This is a genomic window from Pseudomonas kitaguniensis (genome assembly GCF_009296165.1).
Lineage (GTDB): Bacteria > Pseudomonadota > Gammaproteobacteria > Pseudomonadales > Pseudomonadaceae > Aquipseudomonas > Aquipseudomonas kitaguniensis.
This window is the reverse complement of sequence record NZ_VUAZ01000152.1, coordinates 1-17,344: the sequence shown is the minus strand read 5'-3', so window position 1 is coordinate 17,344 and position 17,344 is coordinate 1. Positions and strand designations below refer to the sequence as shown.

Annotated in this window: 13 protein-coding genes and 1 pseudogene; 2 read left to right on the top strand and 12 right to left on the bottom strand. The window is 61.5% G+C overall.

The annotated features are described in order from the left end of the window. Window positions 1–104 precede the first annotated feature (104 nt). The 12 genes and pseudogenes from F0169_RS23350 to leuC form a co-directional block, all read right to left on the bottom strand. Window positions 105–767, bottom strand: a complete 663-nt coding sequence (locus F0169_RS23350; RefSeq protein WP_152747740.1) for an SPOR domain-containing protein — start codon at window positions 765–767, stop codon at window positions 105–107. Next, a pseudogene (gene folC, locus F0169_RS23345) lies at window positions 754–2,057 on the bottom strand (bifunctional tetrahydrofolate synthase/dihydrofolate synthase). The gene F0169_RS23350 and the pseudogene folC overlap by 14 nt, the downstream one beginning before the upstream one ends. After that, window positions 2,054–2,974, bottom strand: coding sequence for an acetyl-CoA carboxylase, carboxyltransferase subunit beta (accD, locus tag F0169_RS23340; RefSeq protein WP_058412142.1), 921 nt, complete (start codon window positions 2,972–2,974; stop codon window positions 2,054–2,056). The pseudogene folC and the gene accD overlap by 4 nt, the downstream one beginning before the upstream one ends. A 245-nt stretch (window positions 2,975–3,219) precedes the next feature. Continuing rightward, window positions 3,220–3,852: a phosphoribosylanthranilate isomerase gene (locus F0169_RS23335; protein WP_152747739.1), complete on the bottom strand. Its 633-nt coding sequence runs from the start codon at window positions 3,850–3,852 to the stop codon at window positions 3,220–3,222. A gap of 64 nt (window positions 3,853–3,916) precedes the next feature. Continuing rightward, on the bottom strand, window positions 3,917–4,741 hold the full coding sequence (truA, locus tag F0169_RS23330) for a tRNA pseudouridine(38-40) synthase TruA (RefSeq protein ID WP_122249887.1): 825 nt from the start codon (window positions 4,739–4,741) through the stop codon (window positions 3,917–3,919). 230 nt (window positions 4,742–4,971) lie between these two features. Beyond that, window positions 4,972–7,590: a FimV/HubP family polar landmark protein gene (locus tag F0169_RS23325; RefSeq protein WP_152747738.1), complete on the bottom strand. Its 2,619-nt coding sequence runs from the start codon at window positions 7,588–7,590 to the stop codon at window positions 4,972–4,974. Window positions 7,591–7,751: 161 nt separating this feature from the next. Further along, entirely contained in the window at window positions 7,752–8,762 is a 1,011-nt protein-coding gene (locus tag F0169_RS23320; RefSeq protein WP_152747737.1) for an aspartate-semialdehyde dehydrogenase, read from the bottom strand. A gap of 237 nt (window positions 8,763–8,999) precedes the next feature. Continuing rightward, a complete protein-coding gene (asd, locus tag F0169_RS23315; protein WP_058412147.1) occupies window positions 9,000–10,112 on the bottom strand; it encodes an aspartate-semialdehyde dehydrogenase in 1,113 nt (370 codons plus the stop codon). A gap of 64 nt (window positions 10,113–10,176) precedes the next feature. Then, window positions 10,177–11,259, bottom strand: coding sequence for a 3-isopropylmalate dehydrogenase (gene leuB / locus F0169_RS23310; protein WP_058412148.1), 1,083 nt, complete (start codon window positions 11,257–11,259; stop codon window positions 10,177–10,179). Between the two features lie 49 nt (window positions 11,260–11,308). Next, window positions 11,309–12,070, bottom strand: coding sequence for a class I SAM-dependent methyltransferase (locus F0169_RS23305; protein WP_058412149.1), 762 nt, complete (start codon window positions 12,068–12,070; stop codon window positions 11,309–11,311). A gap of 161 nt (window positions 12,071–12,231) precedes the next feature. After that, on the bottom strand, window positions 12,232–12,876 hold the full coding sequence (gene leuD, locus F0169_RS23300; protein ID WP_152747736.1) for a 3-isopropylmalate dehydratase small subunit: 645 nt from the start codon (window positions 12,874–12,876) through the stop codon (window positions 12,232–12,234). A gap of 10 nt (window positions 12,877–12,886) precedes the next feature. Next, on the bottom strand, window positions 12,887–14,305 hold the full coding sequence (gene leuC, locus F0169_RS23295) for a 3-isopropylmalate dehydratase large subunit (RefSeq protein WP_058412151.1): 1,419 nt from the start codon (window positions 14,303–14,305) through the stop codon (window positions 12,887–12,889). A gap of 147 nt (window positions 14,306–14,452) precedes the next feature. On the opposite strand from leuC, the gene F0169_RS23290 reads away from it, so the two are divergent. Beyond that, entirely contained in the window at window positions 14,453–15,343 is an 891-nt protein-coding gene (locus tag F0169_RS23290) for a LysR family transcriptional regulator (protein WP_058412152.1), read from the top strand. Window positions 15,344–15,409: 66 nt separating this feature from the next. Beyond that, window positions 15,410–17,344: putative bifunctional diguanylate cyclase/phosphodiesterase (locus F0169_RS23285; RefSeq protein ID WP_152747735.1), on the top strand; the 1,935-nt coding region annotated here is incomplete at its 3' end.

Here is a 17,344-nt window from a genome sequence, read left to right as displayed (position 1 = left end):
CCGATAGCGGCCTGTCAGCGATAGACAGGCTGACTGACACATTGCCATCGGGAGCAAACCCCCTCCCACAGTTGACCGCATTCCACGCTGAGACCGAGGCGAAATCAGCCGCGCTCAGGCTGGAAGCGCACCACAAAACCGTTGAGGTTCTGCTGGCGACCCAGCAAGTCCCGCAAGCGATCCGCCTCGGCGCGCTCGATCAGCGGCCCGATAAACACACGATTCTTGCCATCTGCACTGCGGATATAGGCGTTATAGCCTTGGGCGCGCAGTTTTTTCTGCAAGGCGTCGGCGCTTTCACGGTTGGCCAAACTGGCAAGCTGGATCGACCAACTGATCGGCAGGCCATTGGGGTCGATACGGCTTTGCCCCACGTCCGGTTTACCCGGCGCGGCAGGTTGCGGCGCCACCGGCTTGGGCGCTGGCGCAGGCGCAAGCGCCGCAGGCTTGGCGGCAACAGCTGGCGCCGGAGCAGGCTTGACCACCGGCACACTCGGCTGCACCGGCATCGAAGGGGCTGCTTGCGCAGCCACTTCATCTTCGCTCGGCACGGGTTCTTGCGGCAGCGCCTGCGGCTCGGGCACGACCACAGGTTCCACTTGAACCTGGGGCACCACCGGCATTTGCGGTGCAGCCGGAGCGTCTACCACCACTTGGCGTTGTTCGTCCTGCCGGGAAAACAGCATGGGCAGAAAAATCACCGCCAGCGCCACCAACACCAGGGCTCCAACCATTCGCTGCTTGTATGCGCTATCAAGTAATGCCATGTGCAGCTTCCTCCGTGGAGCGCCGGGTCAGCCACTCTAGCGCCTCGGCAACACAATAAAATGAACCGAACAACAGAATCTCGTCGTCAGGCGTGGCCACTGCGCACTGCGCCTCAAGGGCATCAGTGACGCTTGCATACGACGCCACCGACGCCCCAAGGTTCTGCAAGGCCAGGTGCAACTCGGCAGCCGGGCGGCTGCGCGGCGTATCCAGTGGCGCCACCGCCCAGGCCTGCACATTGCCCAGCAGCGGCGCAACCACGCCGTCCAGGTCCTTGTCGGCCAGCAGCCCGAATACCGCAAGGCGCGCCCGACCGGCGCCGCACGCGACAGGCGCTGCGCCAGGTACTCGGCAGCATGCGGGTTATGCCCCACATCCAGCAGCAGGTTCAAGCGCTTGCCTTGCCAGTCGAACACGCGACGGTCCAGGCGGCCCACCACACGAGTCGCCAGCAACGTGGCGGCGATCTGCTCGGGATGCCACGGCAGGTCCAACAGCAGGTAGGCTTGCAGGGCGAGGGCGGCGTTTTCCATCGGCAAGTTCAACAGCGGTAAATCACGCAGCTCGACAACGTCGCCGCGTGCATCACGCCCGCGCCACTGCCAATGCTGGTCGCCGATGTCGAGCGTGAATTCGCGCCCGCGCAGGTAAAACCCACAATCGAGTTCGCGCACCTTGTCGAGCAACGGTTGCGGCGGGTCCAGGTCACCACACAGCGCAGGGTTGCCCTGGCGGAAGATCCCGGCTTTTTCATACGCGACGGATTCACGCGTATTGCCCAGATAGTCGGCATGATCGATGCCGATGCTGGTGATCAGCGCCAGGTCAGCATCCACCACGTTGACCGTGTCCAGGCGCCCACCCAAACCGACTTCGAGGACGACCACGTCCAATTGCGCGCGCTCGAACAGCCAAAAAGCCGCCAAGGTGCCCATTTCGAAGTAAGTCAGGGAAATTTCGCCTCGCCCAGCATCAAGTGCGGCGAAGGCTTCGCAAAGCTGCTCGTCAGTGGCTTCGACGCCATTGAGCTGGACCCGCTCGTTGTAACGCAGCAGGTGCGGCGAGCTGTAAACGCCAACCGTCAGCCCTTGGGCTTGCAGCAGCGCCGCGACAAAGGCACAGGTCGAGCCTTTGCCGTTGGTGCCGGTCACCGTGATCACGCGCGGCGCCGGTTGGCCCAACCCAAGGCGGGCCGCTACCTGTTGCGAGCGCTCCAGGCCCATGTCGATGGCTGACGGATGCAACTGCTCAAGGTAAGCGAGCCATTCGCCCAGGGTTCGCTGGGTCATAGGTTTGCAGGCACCGGCGGCACAACGATTGGCTCGATTTTAGGCGCGACGTACACCGGCGTCGGCAGGCCCATCATTTGCGCCAGCAGGCTACCCAAGCGCGGGCGCAACTCGCCACGCGCAATGATCATGTCGATTGCGCCGTGCTCCAGCAGGAACTCGCTGCGCTGGAAACCTTCCGGCAGTTTTTCGCGAACTGTTTGCTCGATCACGCGCGGGCCGGCGAAGCCGATCAACGCCTTGGGCTCGCCGACGATCACGTCACCCAGCATCGCCAGGCTGGCGGAAACGCCGCCGTAGACCGGGTCGGTCAGAACGGAAATGAACGGAATGCCTTCTTCGCGCAGACGCGCCAATACCGCAGAGGTCTTGGCCATTTGCATCAGCGAGATCAGCGCTTCCTGCATGCGCGCGCCACCGGAGGCGGCGAAGCAGATCATCGGGCAACGGTTTTCCAGCGCATAGTTGGCGGCACGTACAAAACGCTCACCGACGATGGCGCCCATGGAGCCGCCCATGAACGAGAACTCAAAGGCCGAAACCACCACGGGCATGCCCAGCAGCTTGCCGCTGACGGAGATCAGCGCGTCTTTTTCGCCGGTTTGCTTCTGCGCGGCGGTCAGGCGGTCCTTGTACTTCTTGCCATCGCGGAACTTGAGACGGTCAACCGGCTCCAGGTCAGCACCCAGCTCGTTACGGCCATCGGCATCCAGGAAGATGTCGATGCGGGCGCGGGCGCCGATACGCATGTGGTGGTTGCACTTGGGGCAAACGTCCAGGGTCTTTTCCAGCTCTGGGCGGTAGAGCACCGCATCGCAGGATGGGCACTTGTGCCACAGACCTTCAGGAACCGAGCTTTTCTTCACCTCGGAACGCATGATCGAAGGGATCAGTTTGTCTACTAACCAGTTGCTCATGCTTTCTTTCTCCAGTACCGGTGGCTTGAACACAGCCCCGCGTATGCCCTTGAGCTAAATTCATATGTGGCGATGACACAGGCTGGACGGGGTCAGACGTTCGACCGGCCATTTCCTGCCTGTATCCTCAGCCTTCCAGACAACCTGCCAGCGCAGGGTTGCCACTTCATTTCCGGGCCTCCCACAGGTGGCGCCGGTGCTGTTTTACACAGTGGTAGTTATGGACGGCGGCAGACTGCCAGCCGTCACATCGCGCCACTGCTGTTGCGCACGGCCTGCATGAACGCGCGAATCTTCTGGTGGTCCTTGATGCCTTTGCCCTGCTCTACCCCGCCGCTGACATCCACCGCGTACGGCCGCACCTGTTCGATGGCTGCCGCGACATTGGCCGGGGTAAGCCCACCGGCCAGGATAATCGGCAAGCGCAAGCCCTCGGGAATCAGCGTCCAGTCGAAGGCCTCGCCGGTACCGCCCGGCACGCCCTCAACATAGGCGTCCAACAGCACCCCGCGAGCACCGGCATAGGCGGCACACGCAGCGGCAATGTCATCCCCGGCCTTGACGCGCAACGCCTTGATATACGGGCGCTGGTAACTCTCACACTCCTCAGGGCTTTCATCGCCATGAAATTGCAGCAGGTCGAGAGGCACGGCATCCAGGGTTTCATTGAGTTCGCAGCGGCTGGCGTTGACGAACAAGCCAACGGCGGTCACGAACGGCGGCAGCGCAGCGATAATCGCGCGCGCCTGCAGCACATTAACCGCTCGCGGGCTCTTGGCATAAAACACCAAACCAATCGCGTCCGCGCCCGCCTCGACTGCCGCCAGCGCGTCTTCTATGCGGGTAATCCCGCAAATCTTGCTGCGAACGGCGGACATGTCGTAGAAACCTCAGGGATTAAGCCGGGAAAGTCCCGGATGGTAACAAAAGCTTTTCCGGGCGTCAGCCGCCAAGTTCGCTGAAACCTGTGAGGAAGTGTGGCCCGATGAAACGATCCGGCAATTGGAACTCGTCGTGGTACTCCACATTCACCAGGTACAGGCCGAAGGGATGTGCCGTGACCCCGCCCGTGCGGCGCACGCGACTTTCGAGTACTTCCCTGGCCCATTCCACCGGGCGCTCGCCGGTGCCGATGGTCATCAGCACGCCGGCGATGTTGCGCACCATATGGTGCAGGAAGGAACCGGCACGAATATCCAGCACGATCATCTTGCCGTGGCGCGACACGCGCAGGTGATGCACTTGCTTGATCGGCGACTTGGCCTGGCACTGGCCGGCACGGAAGGCGCTGAAGTCATGCACACCGACCAAATGCTGCGCGGCCTCGGCCATGCGCTCGGCGTCCAGCGGGCGATGGTTCCAGGTGATTTCCTGATTGAGGTGCGCCGGGCGGATCTGATCGTTATAGATCACGTAGCGGTAACGCCGCGCGATGGCTTTGAAGCGCGCATGAAAATGCGCGGGCATGACCTTGGCCCAACTGACGCTGACGTCATGCGGCAAATTGATATTGGCGCCCATTACCCACGCTTTCATGCTGCGTTCGGCCTGAGTGTCAAAGTGCACCACCTGGCCACAGGCGTGCACACCGGCGTCGGTACGCCCGGCGCACATCAGCGAGACGGGCGAGTCGGCGACCTTCGACAAGGCCTTTTCCAGGGTTTCCTGAACCGTCAGCACGCCTGAAGCCTGGCGCTGCCACCCGCAATAACGCGAGCCTTTATATTCGACGCCCAAGGCGATGCGGTTAAAGCCTGCGGCCGCCATTTCGGCGGCCGCGTTATCTATATTTGCCAAGAACTGAGAGCCTGATGAGTTGCGCAAAGGCGGCCATTATAAGGCGATGGCGGTAAGAGCGGCGCTTTTGTTGCAGGTCATATGAAGCGCTAATGTGCAAGCGGGCTTGCTCGCGATGGCGCAGTGCCAGTCAAGTTAGGCCTCGACTGACCTTACGCATCGCGAGCAAGCCCGCTGCCACACTGGATTTGCGCCGCGGTTTAAATTTTACCGAGCATTTCCTTGGCTTCGCCGCGCTGGGTTTCATCACCTTCGGTCAGCACTTCGGACAGGATGTCGCGTGCACCGTCCGCATCCCCCATGTCGATATAGGCCTGGGCCAGGTCGAGCTTGGTGGCAACTTCATCGGTGCCGGAAAGGAAGTCGAATTCCGGCTCATCATCGCCCAACGCCGCATCGTCAGCAGTGAACGTAGGTTCGATACGCGGATGCTCCAGGCTCTGCGACAAGCGATCCAGCTCGGCGTTGACATCATCAAGCTCTGAAGCAAAGGCATCGGGTTTGGCCGCAGCGGCCGGCTCATCGGCCAGCGACAGGTCAAAGTCTTCCGGCAGGTCAAAATCGTCGAGCGCGGCAGGCGTCAGGGTCGGAGGCTCAACCGCCGGCACGTCCTTCATCTGGTCTTCAAGGCCCGACAGAAAGTCATCGTTTGTCGGTGCGGAAGCCGGCGACTCCAGTTGCAGGTCAAGGTCAAAGTCGGACAGATCATCCGGGGCGGCCTTGGCTTCAGTCTGGCTTTTGAGCAGCGACTCAAAGCTCGGCGCGTCTTCCGGGCGAACCACTGCAGGCGAGGCCGCTTCCAAATCGTCCAGGCTCAGGTCGAAATCAGTGTCGAATGCGTCAGGCTCCGCGGCGGGTGGCGCGGGCTTGTCTTCAAGCAAGTTCTTCACGTATTGAGCGTCCAGCGCCGCGGCGGCGACTGCGGCGCTAACACCCGCCGCTACCACAGCCATGGCGGGGAAGCGGTTCTTGAGCTGCTCGACCTGGGCATGGTTTTCACCATTGGCCACCAGTTGACGCTCTTGAGTGACAAAGCCGTCCTTGTCGCTTTGCAGGCCATACACTTCCATCAACTTCAAGCGCAGGTCGCTGCGCTTGGGTTCGCGCTTGATCGCTTGCTCCAACATATCAGCGGCCTGGTTCAAGTGGCCACGGTCGATATGCGATTGAGCCTGCGCCAGCGCATCGTTGGAGTTTGCCGGGGCTACCGCAACGGCCAACGGCGCGAGCACGGAAGCCACCGTCGGCACCACGACCGGGTCAACCACCGGCGCCGGAGCCGGCGCGGCAGCCGCCAACTTGACGCTCGGTGGCGCAACCTCCAAGCCTTCGAAGCTGTCAGGTGGCAGGTCGTGATCGACACTCGAAGTGAACGCCGACTCTTCGGCCAGTGCACGCGCCATACGCAGGTGTTTTTCTTCTTCGAGACGGGCATTACGATGACGCGCCCACAACAGCAGGAGCAACAACACCAGTAAACCCGCCGCACCGCCGATCACGCCGAGCACGATCGGGTTGGTCAGCAGCTCATTGAATTTGCCTTCGGTGCTGGCAGGTTCGGCAGCCGGCTTGACGGCCTCGGGTGCCGGGGCGGGTTCAGGCGCTGCGGCTGTCGACGCAGCATCCTGGGCAGCAGCAGCATCGTCGAGCGCCGCATCCGGGTCCGCGGGAGTGGCCGCAGGCTCAGCGGCCAATTGAGCAGGCATCGCCGCAGTCGCCTGCGCCGCCGGGTCAGCCTGCAACCTGGCCAACTGATCGTTTTTTAGTTGGATCAGCTTTTGCAACTTATCAAGTTGGCTTTGCAAGTCAGCCGCACGGCTCTTCAGCTCAGCGTTATCACGGCGCGTGGTGTCCAGCTCTTCCTGGGTCATCGCCAGCTTGTCGCTCAACGCGCGGCCGTCACCGGCCGCTCCCTGCGCGCCTTTTTTGGCGGCTTCGGCCGAAACCAGGCTTAAATTGTCCTTGGCAGTGGTGCTCGACGGCGCGTTGCCCGCCTCGGTACGCCGGGTGGCGTCCAGTTGCTGCTTGCCCAGCGCTTGATTGCTGGCGGTACGACGACCTTCGCGCCAGGCCGCGTTTTGCTTGCTCACTTCGGCAATCGCTTCGGGCTGTGGCAGGCTGCTCGCTTGCACGCGATCCGGCAGACGCAGGACCTGGCCGGTTTTCAGGCGGTTGATATTGCCGTCGATAAAGGCGTCCGGGTTCAGCGCCTGGATGGCCAGCATGGTTTGCTGGACCGAGGCGCCATTACGGTTCTTCGCGGCAATTTCCCACAAAGTGTCGCGAGAAGTCGTGGTGTGGCGGGCGGATTTGCTGATGTTCGGTGCGGTATTGGCCGGTACAGTAGCAGTCCGTGCGGTACTGCCCGGCGCACTCAAGCGTGGGGCGGGCGCGCTGGCAGTCGGCGCCGTCTGTTCGAACTTGGCCGGGTCGAGCAGCACACTGTAGTCGCGCATCAGACGGCCACTGGGCCATTGCACTTGCAGCAGGAAGCGTACGTAGGAATCCGGCAACGGCTTGCTGGAGGTGACGCGCACCACGCTGCGGCCGTTGGGGTTGACCACCGGGGTGAACGTCAGGTCGTTGAGAAACGCTTGGCGATCCACGCCTGCATTCACGAACGCTTGTTCGGATGCCAGGCTCGGGGTGATTTCGGAAGCCGTGAGGCCACCGACATCGAGCAATTCAATTTCCACCGACAGTGGCTGGTTCAACTTCGACTTGAGGGTCATCTCCCCAAGTTGCAGCGCCTGCGCCATACCGGAGGTCAGCGCCGAGGCGGCCGCTATTGCTAACACCAGTTTGCGAACTTGAACCATAGCCTCATCCTTTGTGTGAACACTCCCCGGCCTGCGAGAAGGTTGGTAACCGCTGCCATAAGGCATGGCGAGCCGATAGGTTACCGACGCGCTTCTGTTCCGCTTAGGGCCAAGCATAGCGCTTGGCTAGAATCAATCTACAAATTGCACCCAAGTATCTTTTACGCAAGGCCTTTTATCAACAACTGCGCCAATTGCACGGCATTCAGCGCCGCGCCTTTGCGTACGTTATCTGACGTCAGCCATAGATTTAGTTCCGCCGGGTCGTCCACACCCGCACGCACTCTGCCGACATAGACCACATCCTGGCCAACCGCATCACCCACGGCGGTGGGGTAGTCGCCCTCCTCCACCCGCTCGATTCCCGGCGCAGTGTCGAGTGCGCGGTTGACGGCGGCAAGGTCGACCGCCGCGCCCAACTGCAATGACACGGTCAGGCTATCGCCAAAAAACACCGGCGCTTGAACGCAGGTTGCGGAAATCTTCAGCAAAGGAGTGTCCAGCACTGCACGCAGTTCGTGTACGAGACGCTTCTCCAGGGCTGTATGACCTTGGGCGTCCGGCGTGCCGACTTGTGCCAGCAGGTTGAAAGCCATCTGCCGATCAAAAAACGTGGGCTCCAGTGGGCGTACATTCAGCAGCTCGGCGGTCTGGCGGGCCAGTTCACTGACGGCCTCACGGCCTTGCGCCGATACAGCCAGGTTAGCGGTGACGCTGACGCGCTGAATATCCAGCAAACCGCGCAGCGGTGCCAGGACTACCGCCAGGTTGGTCGCGGACGGGCTTGGGCTGCCGAGCTGGAAGGGCTTTTTCAGGCCGTTGAGAATATGCGCGTTGGCTTCCGGCACCACTTGGGGCGCCTGCTCGGGCGGTAAGGCACCGGAAAGGTCGATCACCGAGCAGCCTGCGGCGGTGGCGCGCGGAGCGAAACTGAGGGTCACTGCCGGGCCGGCCGCGAAGAACGCGAGTTGCACTTTGCTGAAGTCAAATTCATCGACTTCTTTAACACGTACGTTTTTGCCGCGAAACGGCACTGAGGCGCCGGCAGAGTTGTTGCCCGCCAGCAGATACAGCGTGCCTACCGGGAATGCCAGCTCTTCGAGGATCTGCACCAGGGTTTCGCCAACCGTGCCGGTGGCGCCGATCACTGCGATATCAAAGGTCTGGGTCATGCTGGCTGCCTCGGGCATTGCGGGGGGAGCGGCACTTTACCGGGTGGCTGGGGGTGAGGCAATTAACCTGGCTTTTTGGATGGGCTGATGGCCTCATCGGGAGCAAGCCCCCTCCCACAGTTGAAATGTGCTCACATATCCAAATGTGGGAGGGGGCTTGCTCCCGATGAGGCCCTAAAGAGCAACAAAAAACCCGCGCCTGTCACCAGAGCGCGGGTTCTTGATTACCAGCAGCGATCAGCGCTCCAGCAAAATCCGCAGCATGCGACGCAGCGGTTCGGCCGCGCCCCACAGCAGTTGGTCGCCTACGGTGAACGCGCCCAGATACTGCGTGCCCATGTTCAGCTTGCGCAGGCGCCCAACCGGCACATTCAGGGTGCCCGTCACCTTGGTAGGGCTCAGCTCCTGCATGCTGATATCACGGTTGTTCGGCACCAGCTTGACCCACGGGTTGTGTTGGCTGATCAGCCCTTCAATATCCGCGATCGGCACATCTTTGTTCAGCTTGATGGTCAGCGCCTGGCTGTGGCAACGCATTGCGCCGATGCGCACACAGATGCCATCTACCGGGATCGGGTTCTTGAAGCGCCCCAGAATCTTGTTGGTCTCAGCCTGAGCCTTCCACTCTTCACGGCTCTGCCCGTTAGGCAGTTCCTTGTCGATCCAGGGGATCAAGCTACCTGCCAATGGCACACCGAAGTTCTCGGTCGGGTAAGCATCACTGCGCATGGCTTCGGCCACGCGGCGGTCGATGTCGAGAATCGCACTGGCCGGGTCAGCCAGTTGATCGGCAACAGCGGCGTGGGTTGCGCCCATTTGCTTGATCAGCTCGCGCATGTTCTGCGCGCCGGCGCCGGAGGCCGCTTGATAAGTCATGGCGCTCATCCACTCGACCAGGCCAGCTTCGAACAAGCCACCCAGGCCCATCAGCATCAGGCTAACGGTGCAGTTGCCACCCACGTAGTTCTTGGTGCCGGCGTCCAACTGCTGGTCGATGACCTTGCGGTTAACCGGGTCGAGAATGATGACCGCGTCGTCCTGCATGCGCAGGCTTGAGGCGGCGTCGATCCAGTAACCCTGCCAGCCGGCTTCGCGCAGTTTAGGGAAGACTTCGCTGGTGTAGTCGCCACCCTGGCAGGTCAAAATCACATCGAGGGTTTTCAGCTCTTCAATGCTGTAGGCGTCCTTGAGCGGGGCAATATCCTTGCCCACGGACGGCCCTTGGCCACCCACGTTCGAAGTGGTGAAAAACACCGGCTCAATAAGATCGAAATCCTGCTCTTCCAGCATCCGCTGCATGAGCACGGAACCGACCATACCGCGCCAACCGATCAGACCTACACGTTTCATCGCAACTACACCTTGTTAAAAAGTGGGCCGCCTTGCAGCAACAACTGCAAGCGGGCCCGAGAGATTACAGATTCCGCAGGGCGGCGACTACTGCGTCGCCCATTTCTTGCGTACCGACTTGGGTGCAACCTTGTGACCAAATGTCACCGGTGCGCAGGCCCTGGTCCAAAACCAGGCTCACGGCCTTCTCGATGGCGTCCGCTGCGTCACTCAGGTTGAAGCTGTAACGCAGCATCATCGAGACCGACAAAATAGTCGCCAACGGGTTGGCAATGCCCTGGCCCGCGATGTCTGGCGCCGAACCGTGGCACGGCTCGTACATGCCCTTGTTATGGGTGTCCAGCGACGCCGATGGCAGCATGCCGATAGAACCGGTGAGCATTGAGGCCTGGTCGGACAGAATGTCGCCGAACAGGTTGTCGGTGACGATCACGTCGAACTGCTTGGGCGCGCGCACCAGTTGCATGGCGGCGTTGTCGACGTACATGTGGCTCAGTTCGACGTCTGGGTAGTCCTTGGCGACTTCTTCGACGATTTCGCGCCACAGTTGGCTGGAGGCCAACACGTTGGCTTTATCCACCGAGCAGACCTTTTTGCTGCGCACGCGGGCCATGTCGAAACCGACACGCGCGATACGCCGGATCTCGCTCTCGCTGTACGGCAGGGTGTCGTAGGCTTGGCGCTCGCCGTTTTCGAGTTCACGCACGCCGCGCGGCGAGCCGAAATAGATACCGCCGGTCAGCTCACGCACAATCAGAATATCCAGGCCCGCCACCACTTCCGGCTTCAAGCTTGAAGCGTCGGCCAGTTGCGGGTAGAGGATCGCCGGGCGCAGGTTGCCGAACAGGCCCAACTGCGCGCGGATTTTCAACAGGCCGCGTTCCGGGCGAATGTCGCGTTCGATCTTGTCCCATTTCGGGCCTCCCACGGCGCCCAGCAACACCGCGTCAGCCGCGCGTGCACGCTCCAGCGTTTCGTCGGCCAGCGGCACGCCGTGCTTGTCGATAGCGGCGCCGCCGATCACGTCGTGGCTCAGTTCGAAGCCCAAGCTGTACTTGGTGTTGGCCAATTCCAGGACTTTGACCGCTTCGGCCATGATTTCCGGGCCAATACCGTCGCCAGGGAGAATCAGAATCTGCTTGCTCATGCGTTCCTCATTTCATCAAGCGACCCGCCCATGGGCAGGCCGGGAAAAATTAATCCGCCCAGACCACCAGCACGTCAGTGCTGAAGGTGCCGTCGGCTTGAATCTCGAAATAATCACGGACCTCCTGGCCCATCGACTGTTGCAGCGCCAGGATCGCGGCGCGCAACACCTCTGGCGTGCGCATGCGTTCAACCCACGAGGTGTATTCCAAACGCAGGCGCTGGCGACTGCTGTTACGTACGTGCAAACCGGCTTCGCTGAGTTGACGCATCCATTCGCCGGCGGAGTAATCGCGCACGTGGCTGGTGTCGCGCAACACTTCGACGGTTTGCAGGTAAGTGTCCAACAGCGGGCTGCCCGGTGACAAGACGTCAACGAAGGCCGCCACGCCGCCCGGTTTGAGCACCCGGCGCACTTCGCGCAGGGCTAGGCCGAGGTCACTCCAGTGGTGCGCCGAATAGCGGCTGAATACGAAGTCGAACTCGCCCGCAGCGAACGGCAAACGCTCGGCGGCGCCGTGCACCGTGCGGATGTTGCTCAGGCCACGGTCTACGGCAGCAGCGGCTACCACATCGAGCATCGGCTGGGACAGGTCGTAGGCGACGACTTCTTTAACCAGTGGGGCCACGTTGAAACTCACATGGCCAGCCCCGCAGCCCAAATCCAGCAGCCGTGCAGCGCCCTGCCCGGCCAGTTCGGCCTGGAGCAGCGCGAATTCGGTGCCTTGAGCGTGCACGGCACTGCTCAGGTAGGCCGAGGCTTGCTCGCCGAATTGTTTTTGCACGACTTGGGTGTGGGCGGTGTTGGTCATGGTGATATCCCTGGTTTTTGTGTTGCTGCTGCTGGCCCCTTCGCGAGCAAGTCGAATCGTCGCACCGCCCCTCCCACAATTGATCCGATTTCAACTGAAGAAACTCGGTCGAATGTGGGAGGGGGCTTGCTCCCGATGGCGGCGGTCCTGCCTACATAAAATCAGGCATCGCGAAACAACCAGGGCTGACTCGCCCGGTGTTTGGCTTCAAACGCCGCAATCGCGTCGCCGTCCTGCAGGGTCAGGCCGATGTCATCCAGGCCGTTGACCAGGCAGTGCTTGCGGAACGCGTCGACTTCAAAGTGGTAAACCTTGCCGTCCGGGCGGGTCACGGTCTGCGCCACCAGGTCGACGGTCAGTTGGTAGCCCACCTCCGCCTCGACTTGCTGGAACAGTTCATCCACTTCTGCGTCGCTCAAGATGATCGGCAGCAAGCCGTTTTTGAAGCTGTTGTTGAAGAAAATGTCGGCGTAGCTCGGCGCGATGATGCTGCGAAAGCCATATTCTTCCAGCGCCCACGGCGCGTGCTCACGGCTGGAGCCGCAGCCGAAGTTCTCGCGGGCGAGTAACACGCTGGCGCCCTGGTAGCGCTCGGCGTTAAGCACAAAATCCTTGTTCAACGGGCGCTTGGAGTTGTCCTGGTAGGCGTAGCCCACGTCCAGGTAGCGCCACTCGTCGAACAGGTTAGGGCCGAAACCGGTGCGCTTGATCGACTTCAAAAATTGCTTGGGGATGATCTGGTCGGTGTCCACGTTGGCACGGTCCAACGGCGCAACCAAACCGGTGTGTTGGGTAAAAGCTCTCATCGGGGTTTCCTCAGATCAATTCGCGAACGTCGATGAAACGACCGTTGACGGCCGCCGCAGCGGCCATCGCCGGGCTGACCAAGTGGGTACGCCCGCCGTTGCCCTGGCGCCCTTCGAAGTTACGGTTGGAGGTGGACGCGCAATGCTCGCCCGACTCCAAACGGTCCGGGTTCATCGCAAGGCACATGGAGCAACCCGGCTCACGCCATTCAAAACCGGCTTCGAGGAAAATCTTGTCCAGGCCTTCCGCTTCGGCCTGCGCTTTAACCAGGCCCGAGCCTGGCACCACGATGGCTTGCTTGATGGTCGAGGCGACTTTGCGGCCCTTGGCGATCGCCGCGGCGGCACGCAGGTCTTCGATGCGCGAGTTGGTGCAGGACCCGATGAACACACGGTCCAACTGAATATCGGTGATCGCCTGGTTGGCTTTCAAACCCATGTATTTCAAGGCACGTTCGATGGAACCGCGCTTGACCAGGTCGGCTTCCTTGGCCGGGTCCGGTACGTTCTGGTCAACCGCCACGACCATCTCCGGGGAGGTGCCCCAGCTGACTTGTGGCTTGATCTGGGTAGCGTCGAGCTCAACCACGGTGTCGAACACCGCATCGGCGTCGGACACCAGGTCTTTCCAGGCTTCAACCGCTGCGTCCCAGTCTGCGCCTGCCGGTGCAAACGGGCGGCCCTTGACGTACTCAACGGTTTTTTCGTCCGCCGCCACCATGCCGACACGGGCACCGGCTTCGATGGACATGTTGCAGATAGTCATGCGGCCTTCGATGGACAAGTCGCGAATAGCGCTGCCAGCGAACTCGATGGCATGGCCATTACCGCCGGCCGTGCCGATCTTGCCGATGACCGCGAGCACGATGTCTTTGGCGGTTACGCCGAACGGCAAGGTGCCTTCGACGCGCACCAACATGTTCTTCATTTTCTTGGCGACCAGGCACTGCGTGGCGAACACATGTTCCACCTCGGAGGTGCCAATACCGTGCGCCAATGCGCCGAACGCGCCGTGGGTCGAGGTGTGGGAGTCGCCGCAGACCACGGTCATGCCGGGCAAGGTGGCGCCCTGCTCCGGGCCGATCACGTGGACGATGCCCTGGCGTACGTCATTCATCTTGAATTCGGTGATGCCGTATTCGTCGCAATAGTCATCAAGGGTTTGCACCTGCAAACGCGACACGGTGTCGACAATCGCTTCGATGCCGCCCTTGCGCTCCGGGGTGGTCGGTACGTTGTGGTCCGGGGTGGCGATGATCGAGTCGACACGCCATGGCTTGCGCCCGGCCAGCCGTAGGCCTTCAAACGCTTGAGGCGAGGTCACTTCATGGATGATGTGACGGTCGATATAGATCAGCGACGAACCATCGTCGCGCCGTTTCACTTCATGCGAATCCCAAAGCTTGTCGTACAGCGTTTTGCCGGCCATCGGTTGGTCCTCATCATCGGTGTTTCTATGCCCCGGGCCTTGAGCGGCTCAATAACCCTTTGGCTTGTGAGGCCGATGGTATGGCGCTACATTAAATAACTCAAATTCATATTTTTTATGCTTTGGATTACCAACTGGAATACCACAATGGACTTGGCCAACCTCAACGCCTTTATCGCCATCGCCGAGACCGGTAGTTTCTCCGGCGCCGGTGAACGGCTGTATCTGACACAGCCGGCAATCAGCAAACGGATTGCCGGCCTGGAGCAGCAACTCAAGGTGCGCCTGTTTGATCGACTGGGCCGCGAAGTCGGCTTGACCGAGGCCGGGCGCGCGCTGCTGCCGCGCGCCTATCAGATTCTGAACGTACTGGAAGACACCCGCCGCGCCCTGACCAACCTCACGGGTGAAGTCAGCGGTCGGCTGACCCTGGCCACCAGCCACCATATTGGCCTGCACCGCTTGCCGCCGATCCTGCGCACCTTTACCCGGGAATACCCTAACGTGGCGCTGGACATTCAGTTCCTCGATTCGGAGGTGGCCTACGAAGAAATCCTGCATGGCCGCGCCGAAGTGGCGGTGATCACGCTGGCCCCCACTCCGCACAACCTTGTACGCGCGACGCCGGTGTGGGATGACCCGCTGGATTTTGTGGTGGCGCCGGAGCACAGCTTGACCAGCAACGGGGCGGTGAAGCTTGCGGACGTTGCCAGGCACCCGGCGGTTTTTCCCGGCGGCAACACGTTTACCCACCATATTGTCAGCCGGTTGTTCGAAGCCCAAGGCCTGACGCCGAACATCGCGATGAGCACCAACTATTTGGAAACCATCAAGATGATGGTTTCCATCGGCCTGGCCTGGAGCGTATTGCCGCGCACCATGCTGGATGAACACGTGGCAACCATCGCTTTGCCAGGCATACAGCTCAGTCGCCAGCTAGGCTATATAGTGCACACCGAAAGGACGCTATCGAATGCTGCGCGGGCCTTCATGAGCCTATTGGATGCACAGGTCGATCTGCCAGGGGTACCGGCGTGAAGCTGTGCGGCCTAAAGGTCTGAATACACCCCCGCCGAACGCCCATTGAGCGAAGGCCCGTTGATAATGCGCAACCCCGTCGATTCCGCGCCACCGTTGCCCCGCATTTATGCCCTTGACCCCCAGGGCGCGGAACACAGTTGGGACAGCGCCCCGCAGTTGCTGGCAGCCCTTGATGCTGCCCGACTGGGCGCCTGGTATTGGGAAATCGACACAGGCCGCGTCAGTTGGTCACGGGGCACACAGGCGCTGTTCGGCTTCGATCCGCACCTGCCTTTACCCACCGACCTCAACTACATGGACCTGTTGGCGCCGTCGGACCGCGACCGGGTGGTGCGCGCGTTTCATGCGATGGTGGCGGGCGAACCGGTCGAGCAGACCATGCACCATCACATCCTCTGGCCGGACGGCACGCATCACTGGCTGGAGATCAGTGGCAGCCTGGCGCCGGACAAGGCCGGCCGCCCGCGCATGATGGGTGTGATCCGCGAAACCACTTATCAGCGCGAGCGCAAGCACGCCCTCAAAGACAGCCGCGCGCGCCTGTACCGGGATGAACACGGCGCACCGCAGCGCGTGGCCGGCACCCTGCTGGGCATCACCGACCAGATCAAGCGCGAGCAGCGGCTCAGCGCCTCGGAAGAAAAATTTGCCAGTGTGTTCCAGACCAGCCCCGACGCCATTTCCATCACCGAGCGCGACACTGGCCGCTACGTGGAGGTCAACGACGGGTTCTGCCGCCTGACCGGCTATCGCGCCGAAGAAGCGATTGGCCTGACGCTTTACCAGATCGGTATCTGGGCCGATGAAAACCAGCGCGCCGCGCTGTTGTCCGAACTGCAGATCAAGGGCCGCATTCAGCATCGGGAAATGCTCTGGCACAACACGCGCGGAGAGGTTCTGGCCGTGGAAGTTTCAGTCGAACCGATCACCTTGAATGAAACGCGGTGCCTGCTGATGACCGCGCGGGACGTGAGCCTGCTGAAAAACGCTCAGGCGCAGATTCGCCACTTGGCTTATCACGACCCGCTGACCAACCTGCCCAATCGCGCGTTGCTGATGGACCGCCTGAGCCAGCAGATCGCCCTGCTCAAGCGCCATGACTTGCGCGGCGCGTTGCTGTTCCTCGACCTCGACCACTTCAAGCACATCAACGATTCGCTCGGCCACCCGGTGGGCGACACCGTGCTGAAAATCGTCACCGCGCGCCTGGAAGCCAGCGTGCGCATGGAAGACACGGTGGCGCGCCTGGGCGGTGATGAATTTGTGGTACTGCTCAGCGGCCTGCAAGGTACCCGCACGCACGTCAGCGCCCATGTGCAGGAACTGGCGGACACGCTGCGCCGGCTGCTTTCGGAACCAATGTTCCTTGATGGTCACCGCTTGCACGTCACACCGAGTATTGGCGTGGCGCTGATTCCCGATCACGGCTCCACACCGGCTGACCTGCTCAAGCGCGCCGACATTGCCCTGTATCGGGCCAAGGACTCAGGGCGCAACACCACGCAGATGTTCCACAACAGCATGCAAAAAACCGCCAGCGAGCGCCTGCGCATGGAGACCGACCTGCGCCTGGCACTTGGCCGCGGCGAGTTCAGCGTGCATTACCAACCCCAAGTGGATGCGCGTGGCAACCGCATCGTCGGTGCCGAAGCCTTGGTGCGCTGGCAGCACCCGCAACTGGGCGCGCAGTCACCGGCCAAGTTTATCAAGGTGCTGGAGGACAGCGGCCTGATCCTGGAAGTCGGCACCTGGATTCTCGATGAAGCGTGTGGCGCTTTTGCGCAGTTGATTGGTGAAGGTTTGGTGGACCCGCTGAACTTCAGCTTGTGTGTGAATATCAGCCCCCGACAGTTTCGCCAAAATGACTTTGTAGAGCGCGTGGCGCGCAGCCTCAAACGGCATAAGCTGCCCTTTAGCCTGCTGAAACTTGAGATCACCGAGGGCATCGTGATTCAGGACCTCGACGACACCGTGGCCAAGATGCGTCGACTAAAAAAA